Source organism: Ferrimonas sediminum (assembly GCF_900100175.1).
In the GTDB taxonomy this organism is placed as follows: domain Bacteria; phylum Pseudomonadota; class Gammaproteobacteria; order Enterobacterales; family Shewanellaceae; genus Ferrimonas; species Ferrimonas sediminum.
In genome coordinates this window covers 38829-55831 of sequence record NZ_FNEM01000008.1, presented here as the reverse complement: position 1 = coordinate 55831, position 17003 = coordinate 38829, and the positions used below count along the sequence as shown (strand labels likewise).

At 56.0% G+C, this 17003-nt stretch carries 14 protein-coding genes; 8 read left to right on the top strand and 6 right to left on the bottom strand.

Annotated features, from left to right (window positions below; genetic code table 11):
• The first annotated feature begins 61 nt into the window (after nucleotides 1-61).
• The 3 genes from BLT77_RS10840 (at nucleotide 62) to BLT77_RS10830 (ending at nucleotide 4827) form a co-directional block, all read left to right on the top strand.
• On the top strand, nucleotides 62-1537 hold the full coding sequence (locus BLT77_RS10840; RefSeq protein ID WP_090365288.1) for an MFS transporter: 1476 nt from the start codon (nucleotides 62-64) through the stop codon (nucleotides 1535-1537).
• A 709-nt stretch (nucleotides 1538-2246) separates the two neighbouring features.
• Nucleotides 2247-4073, top strand: coding sequence for an Ig-like domain-containing protein (locus tag BLT77_RS10835; RefSeq protein ID WP_090365287.1), 1827 nt, complete (start codon nucleotides 2247-2249; stop codon nucleotides 4071-4073).
• Between the two features lie 139 nt (nucleotides 4074-4212).
• Nucleotides 4213-4827, top strand: a complete 615-nt coding sequence (locus BLT77_RS10830; protein WP_090365286.1) for a TetR/AcrR family transcriptional regulator — start codon at nucleotides 4213-4215, stop codon at nucleotides 4825-4827.
• A 53-nt stretch (nucleotides 4828-4880) separates the two neighbouring features.
• Here BLT77_RS10830 and BLT77_RS10825 read toward each other — a convergent pair whose 3' ends face one another.
• Nucleotides 4881-6050: an iron-containing alcohol dehydrogenase gene (locus BLT77_RS10825; protein WP_090365285.1), complete on the bottom strand. Its 1170-nt coding sequence runs from the start codon at nucleotides 6048-6050 to the stop codon at nucleotides 4881-4883.
• A gap of 123 nt (nucleotides 6051-6173) precedes the next feature.
• On the opposite strand from BLT77_RS10825, the gene BLT77_RS10820 reads away from it, so the two are divergent.
• Nucleotides 6174-7076, top strand: a complete 903-nt coding sequence (locus BLT77_RS10820; protein ID WP_176819283.1) for a LysR family transcriptional regulator — start codon at nucleotides 6174-6176, stop codon at nucleotides 7074-7076.
• Here the strand turns inward: BLT77_RS10820 and BLT77_RS10815 are convergent.
• Together BLT77_RS10815 and BLT77_RS10810 are read right to left on the bottom strand one after the other, a co-directional pair.
• Nucleotides 7054-8001, bottom strand: coding sequence for an alpha/beta hydrolase (locus BLT77_RS10815; RefSeq protein ID WP_090365283.1), 948 nt, complete (start codon nucleotides 7999-8001; stop codon nucleotides 7054-7056). The genes BLT77_RS10820 and BLT77_RS10815 overlap by 23 nt on opposite strands.
• Nucleotides 8001-9494 (bottom strand): wax ester/triacylglycerol synthase family O-acyltransferase, encoded by a 1494-nt coding sequence (locus BLT77_RS10810; RefSeq protein ID WP_090365282.1) that lies wholly within the window; start codon nucleotides 9492-9494, stop codon nucleotides 8001-8003. The genes BLT77_RS10815 and BLT77_RS10810 overlap by 1 nt, the downstream gene beginning before the upstream one ends.
• Nucleotides 9495-9795: 301 nt before the next feature.
• Here BLT77_RS10810 and BLT77_RS10805 point away from each other — a divergent pair, with 301 nt between their 5' ends.
• The gene (locus BLT77_RS10805; protein ID WP_090365281.1) at nucleotides 9796-10317 is read left to right on the top strand and encodes a PH domain-containing protein; all 522 of its coding nucleotides are present in this window, start codon (nucleotides 9796-9798) and stop codon (nucleotides 10315-10317) included.
• Entirely contained in the window at nucleotides 10307-11800 is a 1494-nt protein-coding gene (locus tag BLT77_RS10800) for a PH domain-containing protein (RefSeq protein WP_090365280.1), read from the top strand. The genes BLT77_RS10805 and BLT77_RS10800 overlap by 11 nt, the downstream gene beginning before the upstream one ends.
• Before the next feature lie 70 nt (nucleotides 11801-11870).
• Here the strand turns inward: BLT77_RS10800 and BLT77_RS10795 are convergent, their stop codons facing one another.
• Nucleotides 11871-12254: a hypothetical protein gene (locus BLT77_RS10795; protein ID WP_090365279.1), complete on the bottom strand. Its 384-nt coding sequence runs from the start codon at nucleotides 12252-12254 to the stop codon at nucleotides 11871-11873.
• Nucleotides 12255-12549: 295 nt separating this feature from the next.
• On the opposite strand from BLT77_RS10795, the gene BLT77_RS10790 reads away from it, so the two are divergent.
• A complete protein-coding gene (locus BLT77_RS10790) occupies nucleotides 12550-12771 on the top strand; it encodes a hypothetical protein (RefSeq protein WP_028111749.1) in 222 nt (73 codons plus the stop codon).
• Here the strand turns inward: BLT77_RS10790 and BLT77_RS10785 are convergent.
• Nucleotides 12768-13439 carry an SDR family NAD(P)-dependent oxidoreductase gene (locus tag BLT77_RS10785; RefSeq protein ID WP_090365278.1) on the bottom strand — a complete coding sequence of 224 codons (672 nt, stop codon included), beginning with the start codon at nucleotides 13437-13439 and terminating at the stop codon, nucleotides 12768-12770. The two genes, BLT77_RS10790 and BLT77_RS10785, sit on opposite strands and share 4 nt — an antisense overlap.
• Nucleotides 13440-13452: 13 nt before the next feature.
• On the bottom strand, nucleotides 13453-14082 hold the full coding sequence (locus tag BLT77_RS10780; protein WP_090365277.1) for a YchE family NAAT transporter: 630 nt from the start codon (nucleotides 14080-14082) through the stop codon (nucleotides 13453-13455).
• Nucleotides 14083-14381: 299 nt separating this feature from the next.
• On the opposite strand from BLT77_RS10780, the gene adhE reads away from it, so the two are divergent.
• Nucleotides 14382-16988 (top strand): bifunctional acetaldehyde-CoA/alcohol dehydrogenase, encoded by a 2607-nt coding sequence (gene adhE / locus BLT77_RS10775; protein WP_090365276.1) that lies wholly within the window; start codon nucleotides 14382-14384, stop codon nucleotides 16986-16988.
• Nucleotides 16989-17003 lie beyond the last annotated feature (15 nt).

Here is a 17003-nt window from a genome sequence, read left to right as displayed (position 1 = left end):
AACATTAATATTGTTTCTTTTTTCGCCGAGGGCGGAAAAGTTCCAACAAAGAGAAGTAGTTATGTGGAACAGACTGAATAAGTCGATGATGGTCTGCCAAATGGTGTTTGGCCTGTCCTTTTATGGCGTGATGATTGTCCTGACCCGGTTCTTCCTCGAGGATCTGGGTTACTCCGAAGCCGATACCATGATGGTGGTCGGCGCCTTTTCCGCCATCGGCCCCCTGTTCGCCATCGCCGGCGGTTTTATTACCGACAAATTCCTCGGCGCCTATCGCTCGCTGACGCTGGCCTTCAGCTGTTTTGGCGCCGGCTACGGCATGCTGGTGCTGGGCGCCTCCATGACCAATGTGCCGATGAGCCTGGCCGGCATTGCCCTGGCCAGCTACGCCCGCGGGTTGATGTCCCCCTCCTATCCGCCGATGTTTAAGCGCACCTTCGCCTCCGAGGAGGAGTTTGAGAGTGGCTATGCGGTCAACTACTCCGTCAACAACGTCGGTGCCTTTATCGGTCAATACCTGTTTCCGCTGATCGTACTGGTGATTGGCTTCAACGGCAGCTTCATGCTCTCCGCTTCCATGGCAATACTGGCCATGGTACTGCTGGTGGTCACCCGTAAGCCGCTACTGAAAGTGAGCCCCGAGATCGACAACCGGCCGGTCAGCGCCCGCAACTGGGCCCTGTTTACCGTAATCTCTGTCGCGATGATCGGACTGGTGTTCTTTATGTTTAACAACATGGAGATTGGCCAGAACATCGTTTACGCCATCGGCCTGGGTGCCATCGGCTACTTCATCTCGCTGATGATCAAAGCGGACAAGCGCGATTCGCTGAAGATGGGCACCATCCTGATCATGGTGGTACTGGCTATTGCCTTCTTCGTCTACTACGGCCAGATGATGACCTCCATGACCCTGGTGACCATCAATACCATGCGCGGTGATCTGTTCGGCTTTATTCCGTTGGCCCCCGAAGCCGCCATGGCGATGAACCCCTTGTGGTGTATGGTCGGCGGCCCCCTGGTGGCCCTGGTATTTTCCAGCCTGGAGAAGCGCGACATCCACTTCACCACCGCCACCAAGGTAGGCTTTGCCTTCATCCTGACCGCCATCGCCTTCGGCATTCTGACCCTGGCGGTGATGACCATCGGCGAGAACGTGATCATCCGCCCCGAGGTGTTCCTGGCCATTCACTTCTTCCAGGCCCTGGCCGAAGTGATCGTCGGCTCGATGGTGGTGGCCTTCATTCTATCGGTGGCACCCAAGCATATTGAGGCGTTCTCAGTCAGCCTGTTCTCGGTGGCCATCGCCCTCTCCGGCATCGTCGGCGCGGTGTTCTCCACCTCCATCGCCCTGGAGAAGGGCCAGGCGATCACCCAGGAGATTGCTCAGACCGTGTACGGCGACTACTTCGGCATGCTGACCATCATGGCGGTAGTGCTGGTGGCCGTGGCCTTCAGCGCCTCCCAGCTGATTAAGAAGATGCTGGAGGGCAGCGAGCCCGAGGTCGCCGCCGAACTGCAGCAAGCGGAAAGCTGACCCCTATGACCTAACGAAAAAGCGCTTCCTTTAGGAAGCGCTTTTTTTCCCCACAGCGGCAACTGGCTCATTTGCTCTAGGCTATCTCCTAAGATATCGCTATTAGAAACATTCTGGGTCTGTTCGAGGTATTTCCAGATATCAAGCGACCTTACCTCTCTAATACCGATGCGGGCACCCGTAGCCCTGCGCCCTAAAAACTGCCCAAGAGATCGGGCTGACTTCGCCCCCTGACTGTGCTGATGAAACCATAACTCCCTTTCGAATACAGCAACGAATATGCCGGCCCTCAGTCTCCTCAGCTCCTCAGCTCCTCAACTGACACCTCGACCACGGACGATATGCGCCCGACAACTACGACATTTCAGGCCTCCAAAACCCCTATGTTGGATACCTGAACACTACCGCTATATAGCGTTAAGCAATGCGTTTTTAGCAAAAAAAATTTGCGATGACACTTATTTTGACTCAAGAGTTACCATTATAAATCACACATATATTTATCAGTTATTTGTTTTTGATAAATTTACTACCTTGACTTGAAAAATAGATTACCCCTCCCTTCAGTGAAAGTTAATTTTTTAAATCCCAAGGTCACGATTTACACTATAGAGAAAAAATGCAATTGATCTAAACAAAATAACTTCACAGTATTAATGATGCCGTTATGGCTACACACATATTGTTTTAGATAAGAACAGAGTGTTTTATGATGAAACGAACAGCGATAATATCCATCGTCGTCACCACATTGCTTGGCTGTAATAGTGATGACAACAACACAGTAATCAAACCGGAAAACCGGGCTCCGATAGCCGTCCCGGATACCGCCTCGGTTAATATCGGCGAAGAGGTCCGTATTGATGTGCTGAATAATGACTCAGACCCGGACGGTGATGACCTCTCCATCACCAAAGCCGATGGCTTCACCATTGATGGCGATCAGCTTATCTATCAAGCCGGCAGCGACCAGCTTCCGGGGGAGAAGATCCTGGTCTACACCATCTCCGATGGCAAACTGGACGCAAGCTCCAGCGTAACCATTACCCTCACCTCCAAACCCGACTCCGGTAACCTCCCCTCCAACCGCGGTGATTACGCCGGCTCCGAGGCCTGCTCAACCTGTCACCGGGGCATCTACGACGAGTGGAAGGATACTCGCCACGCCACCGTAATGCGCAAGCTCTACACCGAAGATAACCACGGCATAGACGCTCCCTGGGGCACCGAAACCGAACCCAAGGTCTTCTATGCCAATGGCCATAAATACACCTCCTTTATGAAGGGGGAGGAGTACTGGGTCACCATCCACGACCCCAAAGACAGCAGCAAGGACATCACCACTCGGGTGGATGTGGTTGGCTACCGCACCCAAACCAACTTCTTCACCTATGACCAAGAGAGCAACTCGCTGATACTGCTTCCCTTCGTCTATTGGACCGACGAAGATTACGAGCAGTGGACCAACTGGGTCGAATGGCTCTGGTATGACGACGAAGGTAACCTGTTTCCTGAAGATGAGTTGAACGCACACATCGAATTCGGATCTTACGAGAATGTTTGCGCCGAATGCCACCTCACCGGCTTTGAGATCGAGTCCTTTAAGGAAAACGAATTTGCCGGCATGGTCGTCGACAAATCCAACATCTGGGAAACCGAGTTCGCCACCGGCTGTGAAAACTGCCATGGGCCTGGAGCCAGCCATACCCAGTCGATGAGCAAAGAGGATATCGTCAACCCCAAAGACCTTGAAGGCGACAACAAGGGCACTGAATGCTCCCACTGTCACCAGTCCGGCCACCCTGCGGGCTATGAAAACAAGCTATTTGCAGAAATTCCCTACAAGTTCAATGCAGAGGATTCGCTCTCCAAGGGCCAGCACTTCAACGTCGGGGACAACCTGTTCGACTTCTATGAGTTCAACATCAGGGACAAATGGCCGGGAACCGATTACTTCAAGCAGTCAAAAACCCACCCGATGGAACTGGCCGGCTCCAAGCATGGACAGAGCGGCATGACCTGCACCTCATGTCACGACGCTCACAGCCAGAAACTGAAACATAAGGGTGACGCCCAGTGCACCGCTTGTCACAGCGATAAGGCCAGCGCGAACCATAAGATGATGATCCATGATGTAGTGGGCGCCAACTGCGTTGACTGCCATATGACGTGGAGTCATCGCAGTCGCGACCGCTCAAGACGCTACGACATTCGGGCGCACCACTTCGAGGTAATTCAACCTCAGCAATCACTGGCCCAGTATGACTACATCAATCAGTTCACCAAAGATGATGCTGACCCAGAAAACAAGCTCACCCAATCATGGGAAAAAGTGATTAATAAAGGCACCTGCTATGACAGTTGGAAGTATCCGCCAAACACCAAGGAGTGTACCGATTTTGATGTCATGCCTAATGCCTGCTCCTCTTGCCACAAAGATGAGTTTCCTGCACCAGGGAAATTTGATGATATTGAACGAAATAAATTATTGAAGGGACAAGAAAGGTATCAACGCTTTCTTGATAACAGTAAGTAAATTAAGTTAGAAACGTATCACAAGGCCAACTTTCATTGAGAGTTGGCCTTGTATTAATGAATAAACAATGCTAGCCTCATCTACTGTTAATATCTTACCCATCCTCTCCAACAGCTTGTTTAAAATTCACTTCAAATAAATGAATAATAAAGTCGGTCGCCCCTCAAATAGAATCCAGGCCAGAGAATCTCTTATTTTGGCCGCCAGGGACCTCTTCTCTAGAATGCCTTATGAAAAAGTCTCCATTCGTCTCATCGCGGACAGGAGTGGCGTTAGCTCAGCACTGATCAAGTACTACTTCGATAACAAGTTTGGTCTGTTTGAGACAATGATAGTAGAAACATTTCAGCCAATATCATTGAAGATGCGAACGGCAAGAAACAAAGAGGATTTTGATTCTCTGGCAAGCGTGTTGAGGACGTTTTATCAGACCATGATTCAACATCCGGACTATGCCAGGCTCCTTTACCGGGTACTCACCGGCAGCGATTCGGTGACCCAAAAGCTGCGCTCCGAGAAGATCATCGACGCCGTCTATGTTTCAGGAAGTTCACTGTTTTTCAATAACATCAATACCGATCGCCCGTCGATGGATACCGACTTACTCCGGCTGAGCTTTTTCAGCCTGATGTACTTCCCCTTTCTGGCATCGGAGGGAATGATGACGTTCAATAACTTTGAGATGACACCAGAGTTTTTGCAGAGGCTGGCGGCTCACAACATCGAACTGTTGAAACGCTCACTGCTCGATTAAGCGATACAAAGGGATGGCGCCCCTAATCCCAATAGAGGCGCCTACCATTCACACTACAATGCCGCCTCAAGGATCTCGCGGCTGCGACCCAGATCGATGTCGCCACGTTCACCCAGCTTGACCATGCCGTGGCGCTCCAGCTGCGCCATCAGGGTGTCGACCACTTCGGCGCCATGACCATATTCACTGATGCGGGTCTTCACCTTCATGGTTTCAAAGAAGGCGCGGGTGTTGGCAATGGCCACGTCGATGCGGGTCTCTTCGTCCCCCTCGTTCAGGCCCCAGATCCGCTCGGCGTACTGCAGCAGTTTCTCGCGCTTGGGCTGGCGCTGGGCCTGCATCAGATTCGGCAGCACCACCGCCAGGGTCTGGGCATGATCCAGCCCCAGCACCGCAGTCAGTTCATGACCAATCATATGGGTGGCCCAATCCTGGGGCACGCCTTTGCCAATCAGGGTGTTGAGGGCCAGGGTCGCCGCCCACATGATGTTGGCCCGCACGTCGTAATTTTGCTGCTCTGCCGGTTTACCCACGTCCGCCATCGCCTTGGGGCCCTCTTCAATCAGGGTCAGCAACAGGGATTCGGCAAAGCGATCCTGAATCGGCGAATTGACCGGGTAGGTCAGATACTGCTCGATGGTGTGCACAAAGGCATCCACCACCCCGTTGGCCACCTGTCGGGCCGGCAGGGTATAGGTGGTGGTAGGATCCAGTACCGAGAACTGCGGGAACACCAGCGGTGAGTTGAACGCCAGCTTGTCTTCGCCCCGGGTCACCACCGAGTTGCCGTTGGCTTCCGAACCGGTGGCGGGCAGAGTCAAAATGGTGGCCAATGGCAACGCCCGGGTTACCGGCACCTGCTTGGCCAGGATGTCCCAGGGGTCCTGGCCCTCGAAGTGTGCGGCCGCAGCCACAAACTTGGTGCCATCGGCCACCGAGCCGCCGCCCACCGCCAGCAAAAAGTCCACCTGCTGCTCTTTCACCGTCTTCACTGCTGCCATCAGCTCATCGTACTTGGGGTTGGGGGAGATACCGCCATGCTCAACCCAGTCAAACTCTGCCAGAGCATCGCTGACCTGCTGGTAGACACCATTGGCCTTGATGCTGCCCCCGCCGTACAGCACCATCACCTTACTTCCGGCTGGAATGTAGTTGCCGATGTTGGCGATTTCGCCTTCACCGAACAGGATGCGGGTGGGGTTGTGATAATCAAAATTGTTCACGGCAGACTCCTTGTTTTTGTCACCGGGATGATCAGAGAACACAGGCATTGTAGCCTCTGCCTATTGTGTGTAAATCATCGTTTTTGCTATAACACTGTAAAGCAAAACTGAACAATGCTAGGAATGATGAAAACCACCTCGGACAACATGCGCATCTTCGCCACCGTGGTTACCGAAGGCAGCTTCACCGCCGCCGCCAAAAAGCTGAAGTTATCCAAAGCCGCCGTCAGCCAGCAGCTCAAGCAGCTGGAATCGCGGCTGGGGGTCAAGCTGATGAATCGCAGCACCCGAAAGCTGAGCCTCACCGAGGCCGGGCAGGACTACTTTCACAGCTGCATTCGGGTTCAGGCAGAGATTCAGGCTGCCGAAGAGCGCCTGGCCGAGTTACAGGGACAGGCCACCGGCACCCTCAAGGTCACCTGCTCCGCCAACTTCGGCAGTCGTCACATCGTGCCGGCAATCATCGCCTTTAAGCGGCGCTACCCCAGCATTGGCATCGAAGTGATGATGAACGATCAGATGCACGAGCTGGTGGCCGAAAACATCGATGTCGCCTTCCGCCTGGGGCCGCTGCCCGCCAGCCAACTGGTGGCACGCCGGGTGCTTCACTGCCCCTACCTGTTGTGCGCCAGCCCGGAGTATTTCGAGCGCCACCGGCCGCCAGTCACCATCGAGGAGCTGTCGCAGCACAACTGGATCATCCATCAACTGGCCCGCCACCCCAATCGCATCAACGTCGGCATCGACGGCAAACTGGTCGAAGTGACCGTGGATGGCGACGTAATCACCGATAACTCTCTGGCTCGAAGGCAGTTTATTCTGGAGGGACTGGGGATCGCCCGGGTTGCCGAGGTGGACGTACGCGAGGATCTGGCCGCCGGCACCCTGGTTCGAGTAATGGACGACCATGACTTTGGCTCTATGGATCTCTACGGCGTCTATACCGACCGCCAGCTAATGACCCACAAACTGAGGCTGTTTCTGGATTTTGTGCAGCAGTGGTTCAATCCAGACACTGGCGAATAAAGCGCGCGCTCTGGGCCAGCGCCTGCTCCCCTTCCGGCAACCGATGCAGTAACGGAAAGACATGGGGCATGCCCCGCCAGATATCGAAGTTCACCCGAACCCCCGCCGCCTGCATCTTGGCGGTGATCTGGCGGGCATCCTCCAGCAGCACCTCTTCGGTTCCCACCACCACCATCATCGGCGGCAGATCATGATGATCACCATGGTAGGGCGACGTTAACGGATCAAGGGCCAGCTCAGGCCGCGTCAGGGCGCACTCCTTCATCACCATTAAAAACGTGGCCGACAACATCGGATCCCTGTCCAGGTTCGCCAGTACCGCTTCCGCTGACAACGCCAGGTTGGTGCTTGGCGAGAACAGAATGCCACCGGCGGGGTTGGGCAACTCACTGTCACGAATGCGCATCAGGGTCGACAGCGCCAGGTTGCCGCCGGCGGAATCACCGGCAATCACTACCTTGTCGGCATCAATGCCCGAGTCCAACACCCGTTCATAGGCGGCAAAGCAGTCGTCGTGGGCGGTTGGCAGCGGGTGTTCCGGTGCCAGGCGGTAATCCACCATCACGCCGCGGACCTTGGCCTGTTTGCACAGTTTCGCCAACATGGCGGTGTGCATGTTCGGTGTCTTGATGCAAAATCCGCCGCCATGAAAATAGAGGATGGCCCGGTCTTCCCGTGCCCCTTCTGGAGTAAGCCAATTGCAGCTGAGGCCCTTCACCAGGTAGGCCTGCTGCTTTATCCCGGACGGCATCGGCGCCATGAGGCCGATATTGTCAAAACCGGCGGCAACCTCGCGGATTCGGTACACATCGACATCGCCCTGCATGCGACGTTTAAACCCATGTTTTAGCACCCGGTTAAACACCCGGCTTTGCCAGCTTGGCTGGGCATTAACCACACTGTGGGCGAAATCATCCTGACTCATTAACGTACTCCGGTGGATTGCCTTTGCTTCAGAATAACGCCTTCTGGATTCGAGTGTAAACTGACTCTTTTGTTTGCAAGGTGGGGTAAGTATCTGTCGAACAAGCTGGTCTTAGGCTGAGTCAGGGCCGCCAACTCCAGCTCATCCAGGGCGCGATCCATGTCATTGGCCAGCAGTCCGATGTCCGGCAACACTTTACGACAGCCAAGAAACCCCAGGCACACCTTACCGTTGTAGGTGTAAGCGGAGATGTTAAGGCACTGGCCCGGCGGCAGAGCCGACATCGGTGCAACCTGAACCACCTCGGCTCCCATCAGGTAACGGACTTCCGCCAGGCCGGGAACGGTGGAGATCACCAGGTTGGAGGATGCCGGCAGTTTCGACTCCAGACCGTATTTACCGGCAATCATCGACACCGCCTGCATCAGTACGCCGTACTTTTCGTACAGCGCCGGCGAAAATTCGCGAATCTCATTTTTGGTGTCGGTGGCGGCCGCCTGTATCCGCTTCAGGCGCGGCAGCGGTAACAACTCCGGTGGCTGCAGCTCCACCAGGCCGGGTACAAACTGGTTGTTGCTGGTCATGTCGCCGGGCTGACGGACGTTCATTGGCATCAGCACCACCAAGGGCTTGTCCGGCAGCCTGTGGTTGCGGCTCAGGTAACGCTGCAGCGCCATGTCACCACAGGTGAGAATAATGTCATTGAAACTGGCGCCGGTCAGCTTGCCGATGGCCCTGACCCGTTCCAGTGACCACTGCTGCGAAGCAAAACTGCGGCCCCGGGCCGGCGTGGTGTTCAGCACACTTCTGGGCGCCGTCAGCGGCGTCTTGCTGCGTTTAGGGAGCATCCCCAGGGCACCGCCAAACACCCTGGCTCCGAGTCGCATCGCCTGGGGCAGCATCCGCGCCTGGGTCAGAGTGTTGCCCAGCGCTTCCAGTGAGGTTCTTAGGCGACCGCTTGACGGCGCTTCCGGTTGTGGCGCATACACCTCATGCTGCCAGATCGGCACCCAATCGTTGTGAACCGGTGATTGCGTCAGCATCTTGCGGGCGTAGCCATTAATGCGGGTACCGTCGAACAGGGCATGATGCAGCTTCATGTACAGCACCACGGTGCCATCACTCATGCCGTCGATGACATACAGCTCCCACAGCGGTCGGGTACGATCCAGTGGCTGGGACTGAATGCGACAGATCAGCTCGTTGAGCTGCGCCTGACGCCCGGGAGCAGGCACCGCCGCAAATCGGAGGTGATAGCCCAGATCCACCGCCACCTCCTGCCAGCGATGCTTACCGGTGAGGCTGAAACGGGGCCGCCAGTTAAAGGGGGCCACCACAGTGGTTTTGCTTTGTAGCTTACGGTACAGGCTGACCCCAAACCCCTCCCGATGCTCAGGATCCGGCTTCAACACCAGTAACGGAGTTACGTGCATGGGGGTTTGCGCAGACTCGATGAAAAAGAACATCGAGTCCATAAAGTTCATTGTTTGCATTGGCAACGGATCCCTGTTCAGTATGGCGGCACCATCTGGTCACTTTTCGTCCAGCCCTATTGAAGCTAGCAGAGGGTTCTAACCTAAGCAATTGAGCAGAAAGTCATTTAGCCGATTTCTTTAACCAGTATAAAAAACGGACAGAGCGTGCATAAAATTCATCAATATCCAAAAAAGCAGGTAGCAGTGAAAATATCAGAACAAAACAACCACTTCCTGACCCCATGGGTGATGGTTTCCCCTTGTACCCGGGAGCACATTGGCTTAACGTCTCTGGCTAAGATCCCGATCAAGGAAACGCATGGAAGCCGATACCCCCATCCCCCCACCAGCGTGGCGCCCCCTGCGACAGATTGACTATCAGCCGGTCTCTCCGGCCTACCTCACCCAGGTCACCCTGGTGGCAGTGGCCAGCATTTTACTGCCCAGTGCGGCATTGCTGGCGATGCTGATCATCCGGCAGCAGGCAACACTGCTCTGGGTAGGCGCTGCCGGAGTGCTGTCTATGGCCGTGATGCTGACCATGGTGGTGATCGGCCGCCTCAAAGCCCGGCGCCTCGGCTATGCCCTGAGACCTGACGATGTGGTGGTGCAAAGTGGCCTCATCTGGCAACAACGCATCAGCCTGCCGCTCAGTCGCCTACAGCATGTCAGCGTCACCCAGGGGCCTCTGGAACGACGGCTGAAACTGGCCACCCTGAGCGGCTACAGCGCCGGTTCGCCGCAAGCCGAGATTGTATTACCAGGATTGGAGCAGGCGCAGGCCGAACAACTTCGGCAGCAACTGATGGATCAGGCGGGCGCACGAAATAATGAACACTGATTCCCTGTACTGGCAGCGCCTCTCCCCCTGGGCCATCGCCCTATTCGCGACGGCTGGACTCGTCGACAAGCTGAAATTCGGCATCTACGTGATACCGGTAGCCTTTACCGGCGCCATGGATGACCTTCCCCCGGGGTGGTGGCTGGCGGCACTGGCCCTGCTGCTGGCACACACCGCTCTCCTATCCTGGCTGCGGTGGTGGCGCTTTCACTATGCCCTGGACCAATCTCAGCAGCAGTTTGAGCTGCGCACCGGTGCATTGTTTAAAACCGAGCAGCGGATTCCCTTAGACCGAATTCAAAATGTTCGAATCGACCAGCCGTTGCCGATGCGGGCCATCGGCAAGGTTAACCTGATCATCGAGACCGCCGGCAGTCGTGGCAGCGAAGCCACCCTGTTCGCAATCGCTGTGCCCGAGGCCCAACAACTCAAGCAGCAACTGGTACCCGCGACGGTTCCGCCATCGGCCAGTGGCCCGGCGCCGGCTTCCGACAGTCTGAGGCGTACCCCGGCCCAGCTGTTTGTTCACGGCATCTGTTTCAATAACCTGACCTGGCTGGCGGTGGTGCTTGGCCCGCTGCTGAGCCAGTCAGATTGGTTTGTTGATGAACAGTGGCTGGCACAGCACCCGCACCTGGCCACCGGAGCCTCGGCCCTGATGCCGGACACACCCCATGCCATGGTGCTGGTGGTGACGCTGTTATTATTGCTGTGCTATCTGTTGCTGTCGCTGACCTCCGGACTTGCCTGCCTGCTCAAGTACCACCCCTATCGGCTCAGTTTCGGCAACGCCCGCCTGCAGCGCACCGGTGGCGTGATCACCAAACAGCAGGATCTGATGCAAACCCACCGCATTCAATCTCTGCAACTGCGCCAGTCAGCCCTGGCCAGGATGGCCGGGTTGTGGCTGCTGACCCTCAAACAGGTGCAGGGATCCGGCCACGATGCCAACCAGGGCAACGCCATGCACCTGCCGGCCCTCAGCGGGACTGAGACTCAGACTAACCTGGATCGCATCGATCCCCGCTTTCGACTGCCAACCCGCTGGACGACCATCCACCGCTTCTGGCTGTGGCGACGCATCGGCTGGAGCAGCCTGGCAGTGCTGACGTCCACCGCTGTGGTTGCCACCGTCACCGAACTCAATGGCCTGCACAGCGCCGCATTGCTGCTGGTAATCTGGCCCGTATTCGTCGTGGCTTGGTGGCTTCGCTGGCGCCAGTGGGGCTTTGCCGCCGACGCCTGCGGATTGTGGATTCGTCAAGGGCTGTTTGGCCACAGCCTGACGCTGCTGCCCTGGTCAAAATGGCAAAGCATTGCCAGCGTACAGACCCCGGCCATGAAGTCGAGGCAGTTGATGACCCTGAGGCTGTCCCTGGCCAGTGGCCGCCACCTACTGCCCTGTCTGGATCAACAGCAAGCGGAAGCCATCATGCAGCAGGGGCTGAATCAGGTACGGGGCGATCACCGCCCCTGGCTGTAGCCGCAGCGGCGATGAGCTAGAAAAAAGGCCCGGCAATGCCGGGCCTTTTTGGTTATCGTCGGGCTGTCGTCTAGGCGTTGACTGCCCGCGGGAAAGGCACCACGTTGTCCGCTTGTTGAATCAGCCTTTTACAGCGAGTATGAATCAGGGCGATGTTGGCCAGGGCCATGTCCAAGCCGTGTTGGTCGGCATCGGACAAGCCAGGATGGTCACAGCAGTTACCGATTAACTCCACGCTGCCGCTGATGGCACTGCTCAGCTGGTTCAGCTGGCTGGTGCTTTTCGTCATCACCAATTCCATGGCTCGGTTTTCACATTCATCCAGACACGCCTGCAATTGAGAGTGCCGCTTCAGGGGGTGATTGTCTTTCGGCAGTGTCATGACTACCGCGGCGGCCTGCTTGATCAACTGGCGGGCAAATAAGCCAAATTGTGCCATTTCTGTCTGTCGCATCTGAACCTCGCTTCTGGGTCCGGCCAGATCTCCTTATCTCAGCAGCGGAATCGGGTGGTCATTCTCAATGGTGGAAAAATAGACCATCACTCTCAGATCAGACGTGATCAGATTCACTGTTTTGATCATTGATGAACAAAATCCATGCAAATACCCCTAGAACAATCAGGGGGATCGATCATAATGCGTAACATGCAATCACAATTGATAACATCTCATCAGGGGATGAGCTACTTCCTTTACTGATGAAATCGGGTATAACTGACTCTGAGGCTTAAGCTGGCAGGAGGCGCAAATGGAGTGGCGTGTATTGACCGCCTTGGCGGTGCTGATGATTGGCAATGGCTACTGGGCTTTTCGGTACTACCAGACCCAGCACAATAAAAACATCGACGGCCGGCAACGGATCAGTGAACTGGAAAATCTTCAGGATCACTGGCTGCAGTTCTCAACCGTGGCAATCCTGCTGATCATGTTGCTGGCCCCGTTAGCCAGACAGGCATTGCTGTCGGGCTAACCGCGACTGATGGTAATGTCAGAAATAAAGCCCCTGTCGCAGGCTGCCAACCCCTGAACCACCATGGCGGCGGCGTCGTCGGCAGACATAAACACACTGGCATCCAGGTAGTCACGACTGTCGTCGTGTTGCCAGAAGCCGGTATCCATGCCACCGGGATAGATGCCCACCAGTCGCAGCGGGCTGGCTTTCAACTCGGCCCGTAGCGATTCAACCATGCCACGAACTGCCCACTTGGCACCGCAGTAGGCCACTTCATTGGCCTTGGCTTTCAGGGCCGCGGTCGACATCACCACCCCCACCTGCATCGACGTATCACGGTAGCGGCTCACCACCTGCTTCAGCAGCAGCGCCGCCGTCAGCACATTGTTGTCCAGCAACTGGCGAATCTGCGCTTCGCTATGCTGCTCAAAGGCACCAAACAGGCCGCTGCCGGCACAATGCAACAGGGTAGTCGGTGTCGTGGGCAATGAATCAAACAGGGCGGCCACCTGCGACTCGCAGGTCAGATCCACACTGTGCCACTGCGCCTTGCCGGGCAAGGACTCGCTCAACTGCGTCAATCGCTGTGAATCGCGTCCCACCAGACACACCTCGTCGCCGGCTGCCGAGTAGTGTTGCGCCAGTGCGGCACCCAGTCCGCTGCTGGCGCCTGTAATGACAATCATGGCCACCCCTTTGTTAATTCAGTGCCGGAAACAACGTCTTCATTCCCGCCGCGATCACCTCGATGCCAATGGACATCATCAACAGACCCATAATACGGGTAATCACGTTAATGCCGGTTTTACCCAGTACCCGGAATATCACCGGCGCCGTCCTGAACACCAGCCAGCTGAGAACGCCAAACGCCAGGATGCACACCGCCATGCCTATCATCGACTGCATATCCCGGTGTTGTGAAGCAAACACAATCACCGAGCTGATGGCACCGGGCCCAGCCATCAATGGCAATGCCAGTGGCACCACGGCAACCGACTCTTTGGCGGCCGCTTCCCGGTCTTCCTCTTTGTTGTGTTTGACCTCACCCAGCTTACCCTGCAGCATCGACATGGCAATAAAGGTGATCAAAACCCCGCCGGCAATTCTAAAAGCCGGAATAGAGATACTGAACAGATTCAGAATCAGCTGCCCGGCCACCAGGGTAATAAGCAGAATGATCACCACCGACAGATTGGCCACCTTAGCGGTCGCCAGGCGCTCCTGTTCGCTTTGATGACTGGTCAAAGATACGAATACGGGCAACAGGCCAATGGGGTTAATGATGGCCACCAACCCCAGAAAAAATTGCAGCAGTAAGTAGAAATCCACTCTGGTCCTAAGCCTCTAACAGGAGGGTAATTATTTAGGTGCATACTGTAGTGAAATTGGCCCTCTCGGAAAAGTGAAATTTTCCACTCTGGTATCGATGTTTCAATTAGTTTTGCTAATCCGACCTGTCATTAAACTACGTTTCTCTTACCTCAAACGTGAGGCAGTTAACAGTATGTGACGGCGTAAAATGTAATTTTATTACACATGCAGAGAACACTTTTCCTGACTCCGGCTTTGACTCCTATACTGAAACCGCATTCAGAGGAAAGTGTTTTTAAAATTTGAGGATAGTTTAGATGGCTGATAAGCATATTGCCGAACTCGATGCCCTGGTGGCTCGAGTAAAAAAGGCGCAGCAAGAATTTGCCAGCTTTAGTCAGGAACAGGTTGACACCATATTCCGGGCTGCGGCACTGGCGGCAGCCAATGCCCGCATCCCTTTGGCCCGTCAGGCGGTTGAAGAGACCGGCATGGGGGTGCTGGAAGACAAAGTAATCAAAAACCACTTCGCTTCCGAGTACATCTACAACAAGTACAAGGATGAACTGACCTGCGGCATTCTCGAAGAGGATGAAACCGGTGGCACCATCACCATTGCCGAGCCTGTGGGCATCATCTGCGGCATTGTCCCCACCACCAACCCGACCTCGACCGCCATTTTTAAGGCGCTGATCAGCCTCAAGACCCGAAACGGCATCATCTTTTCGCCCCACCCTCGGGCTAAAACCGCCACCAATGCCGCCGCCAAGCTGGTATTGGATGCTGCCGTCGCAGCGGGCGCCCCCAAGGAGATCATCGGTTGGATCGACACTCCATCGGTAGCGCTGTCTAACCACCTGATGACCCACAACGACATCAACCTCATTCTGGCCACCGGTGGTCCCGGTATGGTCAAAGCCGCCTATAGCTCCGGTAAGCCCGCCATCGGCGTCGGCGCCGGCAACACCCCGGTGGTGGTGGACGAAACCGCCGACATCAAACGGGCCGTCAGCTCCATCCTGCTATCGAAAACCTTCGATAACGGCGTGGTGTGCGCATCGGAGCAATCGGTCATCGTGGTCGACAGTATCTACGAAGAGATGCGCGAGCGCTTCGCCAGCCACGGCGGCTACCTGCTGAATAAAACCGAGACCGGCAAAGTTCGTAAAGTACTGCTGGTCAACGGCAACCTCAACGCCGACATCGTAGGGCAGCCTGCGGCCAAAATTGCCGAGATGGCTGGCATCAAGGTGCCTTCATGGACCAAGGTGCTAATTGGCGAAGTCAGCAAAACCACGGTTGACGAGGCCTTTGCCCATGAGAAGCTGTCGCCGACCCTGGCGATGTACCGGGCCGAAAATTTTGAAGATGCCGTACAGAAAGCGGAAGCACTGGTGGCCCTGGGAGGCATCGGCCATACCTCCGCTCTCTATACCGACCAGGATCTACAGACCGACCGCATCCGCCTGTTTGGCCAACGCATGAAAACCGCCCGCATTCTGATCAACACTCCGGCTTCACAGGGGGGCATTGGCGATCTGTACAACTTTAAGCTGGCGCCGTCACTGACCCTGGGCTGTGGCTCCTGGGGCGGCAACTCCATCTCGGAGAACGTCGGTCCTCAGCACCTGATCAACAAGAAAACCGTAGCCAAGCGAGCCGAAAATATGTTGTGGCACAAACTGCCTAAATCGATCTATTTCCGCCGCGGCGCCCTGTCGGTGGCACTGGAAGAGCTGTCCGATCGCAAACGTGCCTGCATCGTGACCGACAAGTTCCTGTTTAATAACGGCTATTGTGACGAAACCATTCGTATCCTCAAGGCCCAGGGCCTGGAAGTCGAGGTGTTCTACGAGGTGGAAGCGGATCCGACGCTGGACGTGGTCAAGCGTGGCGCACAGATGCTGCAGAGCTTTAAACCGGACGTCATTCTGGCTCTGGGGGGCGGTTCGCCCATGGACGCCGCCAAGATCATGTGGGTGATGTACGAGCACCCCGAGGTGGACTTTGCCGATCTGGCCCTGCGATTTATGGACATCCGCAAACGCATCTATCGGTTCCCGAAAATGGGCACCAAGGCGGAGTTGATTGCCATTCCTACCACCTCGGGTACCGGCTCCGAAGTGACCCCGTTCGCGGTAGTGACCGATGAGAAAACCGGCACCAAGTACCCCATTGCCGACTACGAGCTGACCCCCAATATGGCCATCGTCGACGCCAACCTGGTGATGAACATGCCTAAGTCGCTGACCGCCTTTGGTGGCATCGACGCGGTCACGCACGCCCTGGAAGCCTTTGTGTCTGTGATGGCCAACGAGTACTCCGACGGTCAGGCGCTGCAGGCACTGGATCTGTTGTTCAAACACCTGCCGGACAGCTACCTGGGCGGTGCCGAAGCCCCCAAGGCGAAAGAGAAGGTTCACAATGCGGCAACCATTGCCGGCATCGCCTTTGCCAACGCCTTCCTGGGGATCTGTCACTCCATGGCCCACAAGATCGGCGCCGAGTTCCACCTGCCTCACGGCCTGGCCAACGCCCTGCTGATCACCAACGTGATGCGCTTCAACGGTACCGACCTGCCCACCAAGCAAACCGCATTCAGCCAGTATGATCGTCCTCAGGCGCTGTGCCGCTACGCCGCCATAGCCGATCACCTGCGTCTGGGTGGCAAGAGCGACGAGGAGAAACTGGAGCGTCTGATCGCCAAGGTTGACGAGCTGAAACGCGTGCTGGAGATCCCCGCTTCCATTCAGGCTGCGGGCGTCAACGAAGCGGCGTTCCTGGCTAAGCTGGATGAGGTAGCCGAAGAGGCCTTCGACGATCAGTGTACCGGCGCCAACCCGCGCTACCCATTGATTAAGGAACTCAAACAGCTGCTGCTGGACAGCTACTACGGTCGTCCTTACCAGGATCAACACAGCTAAACCCAAGCACAGCAA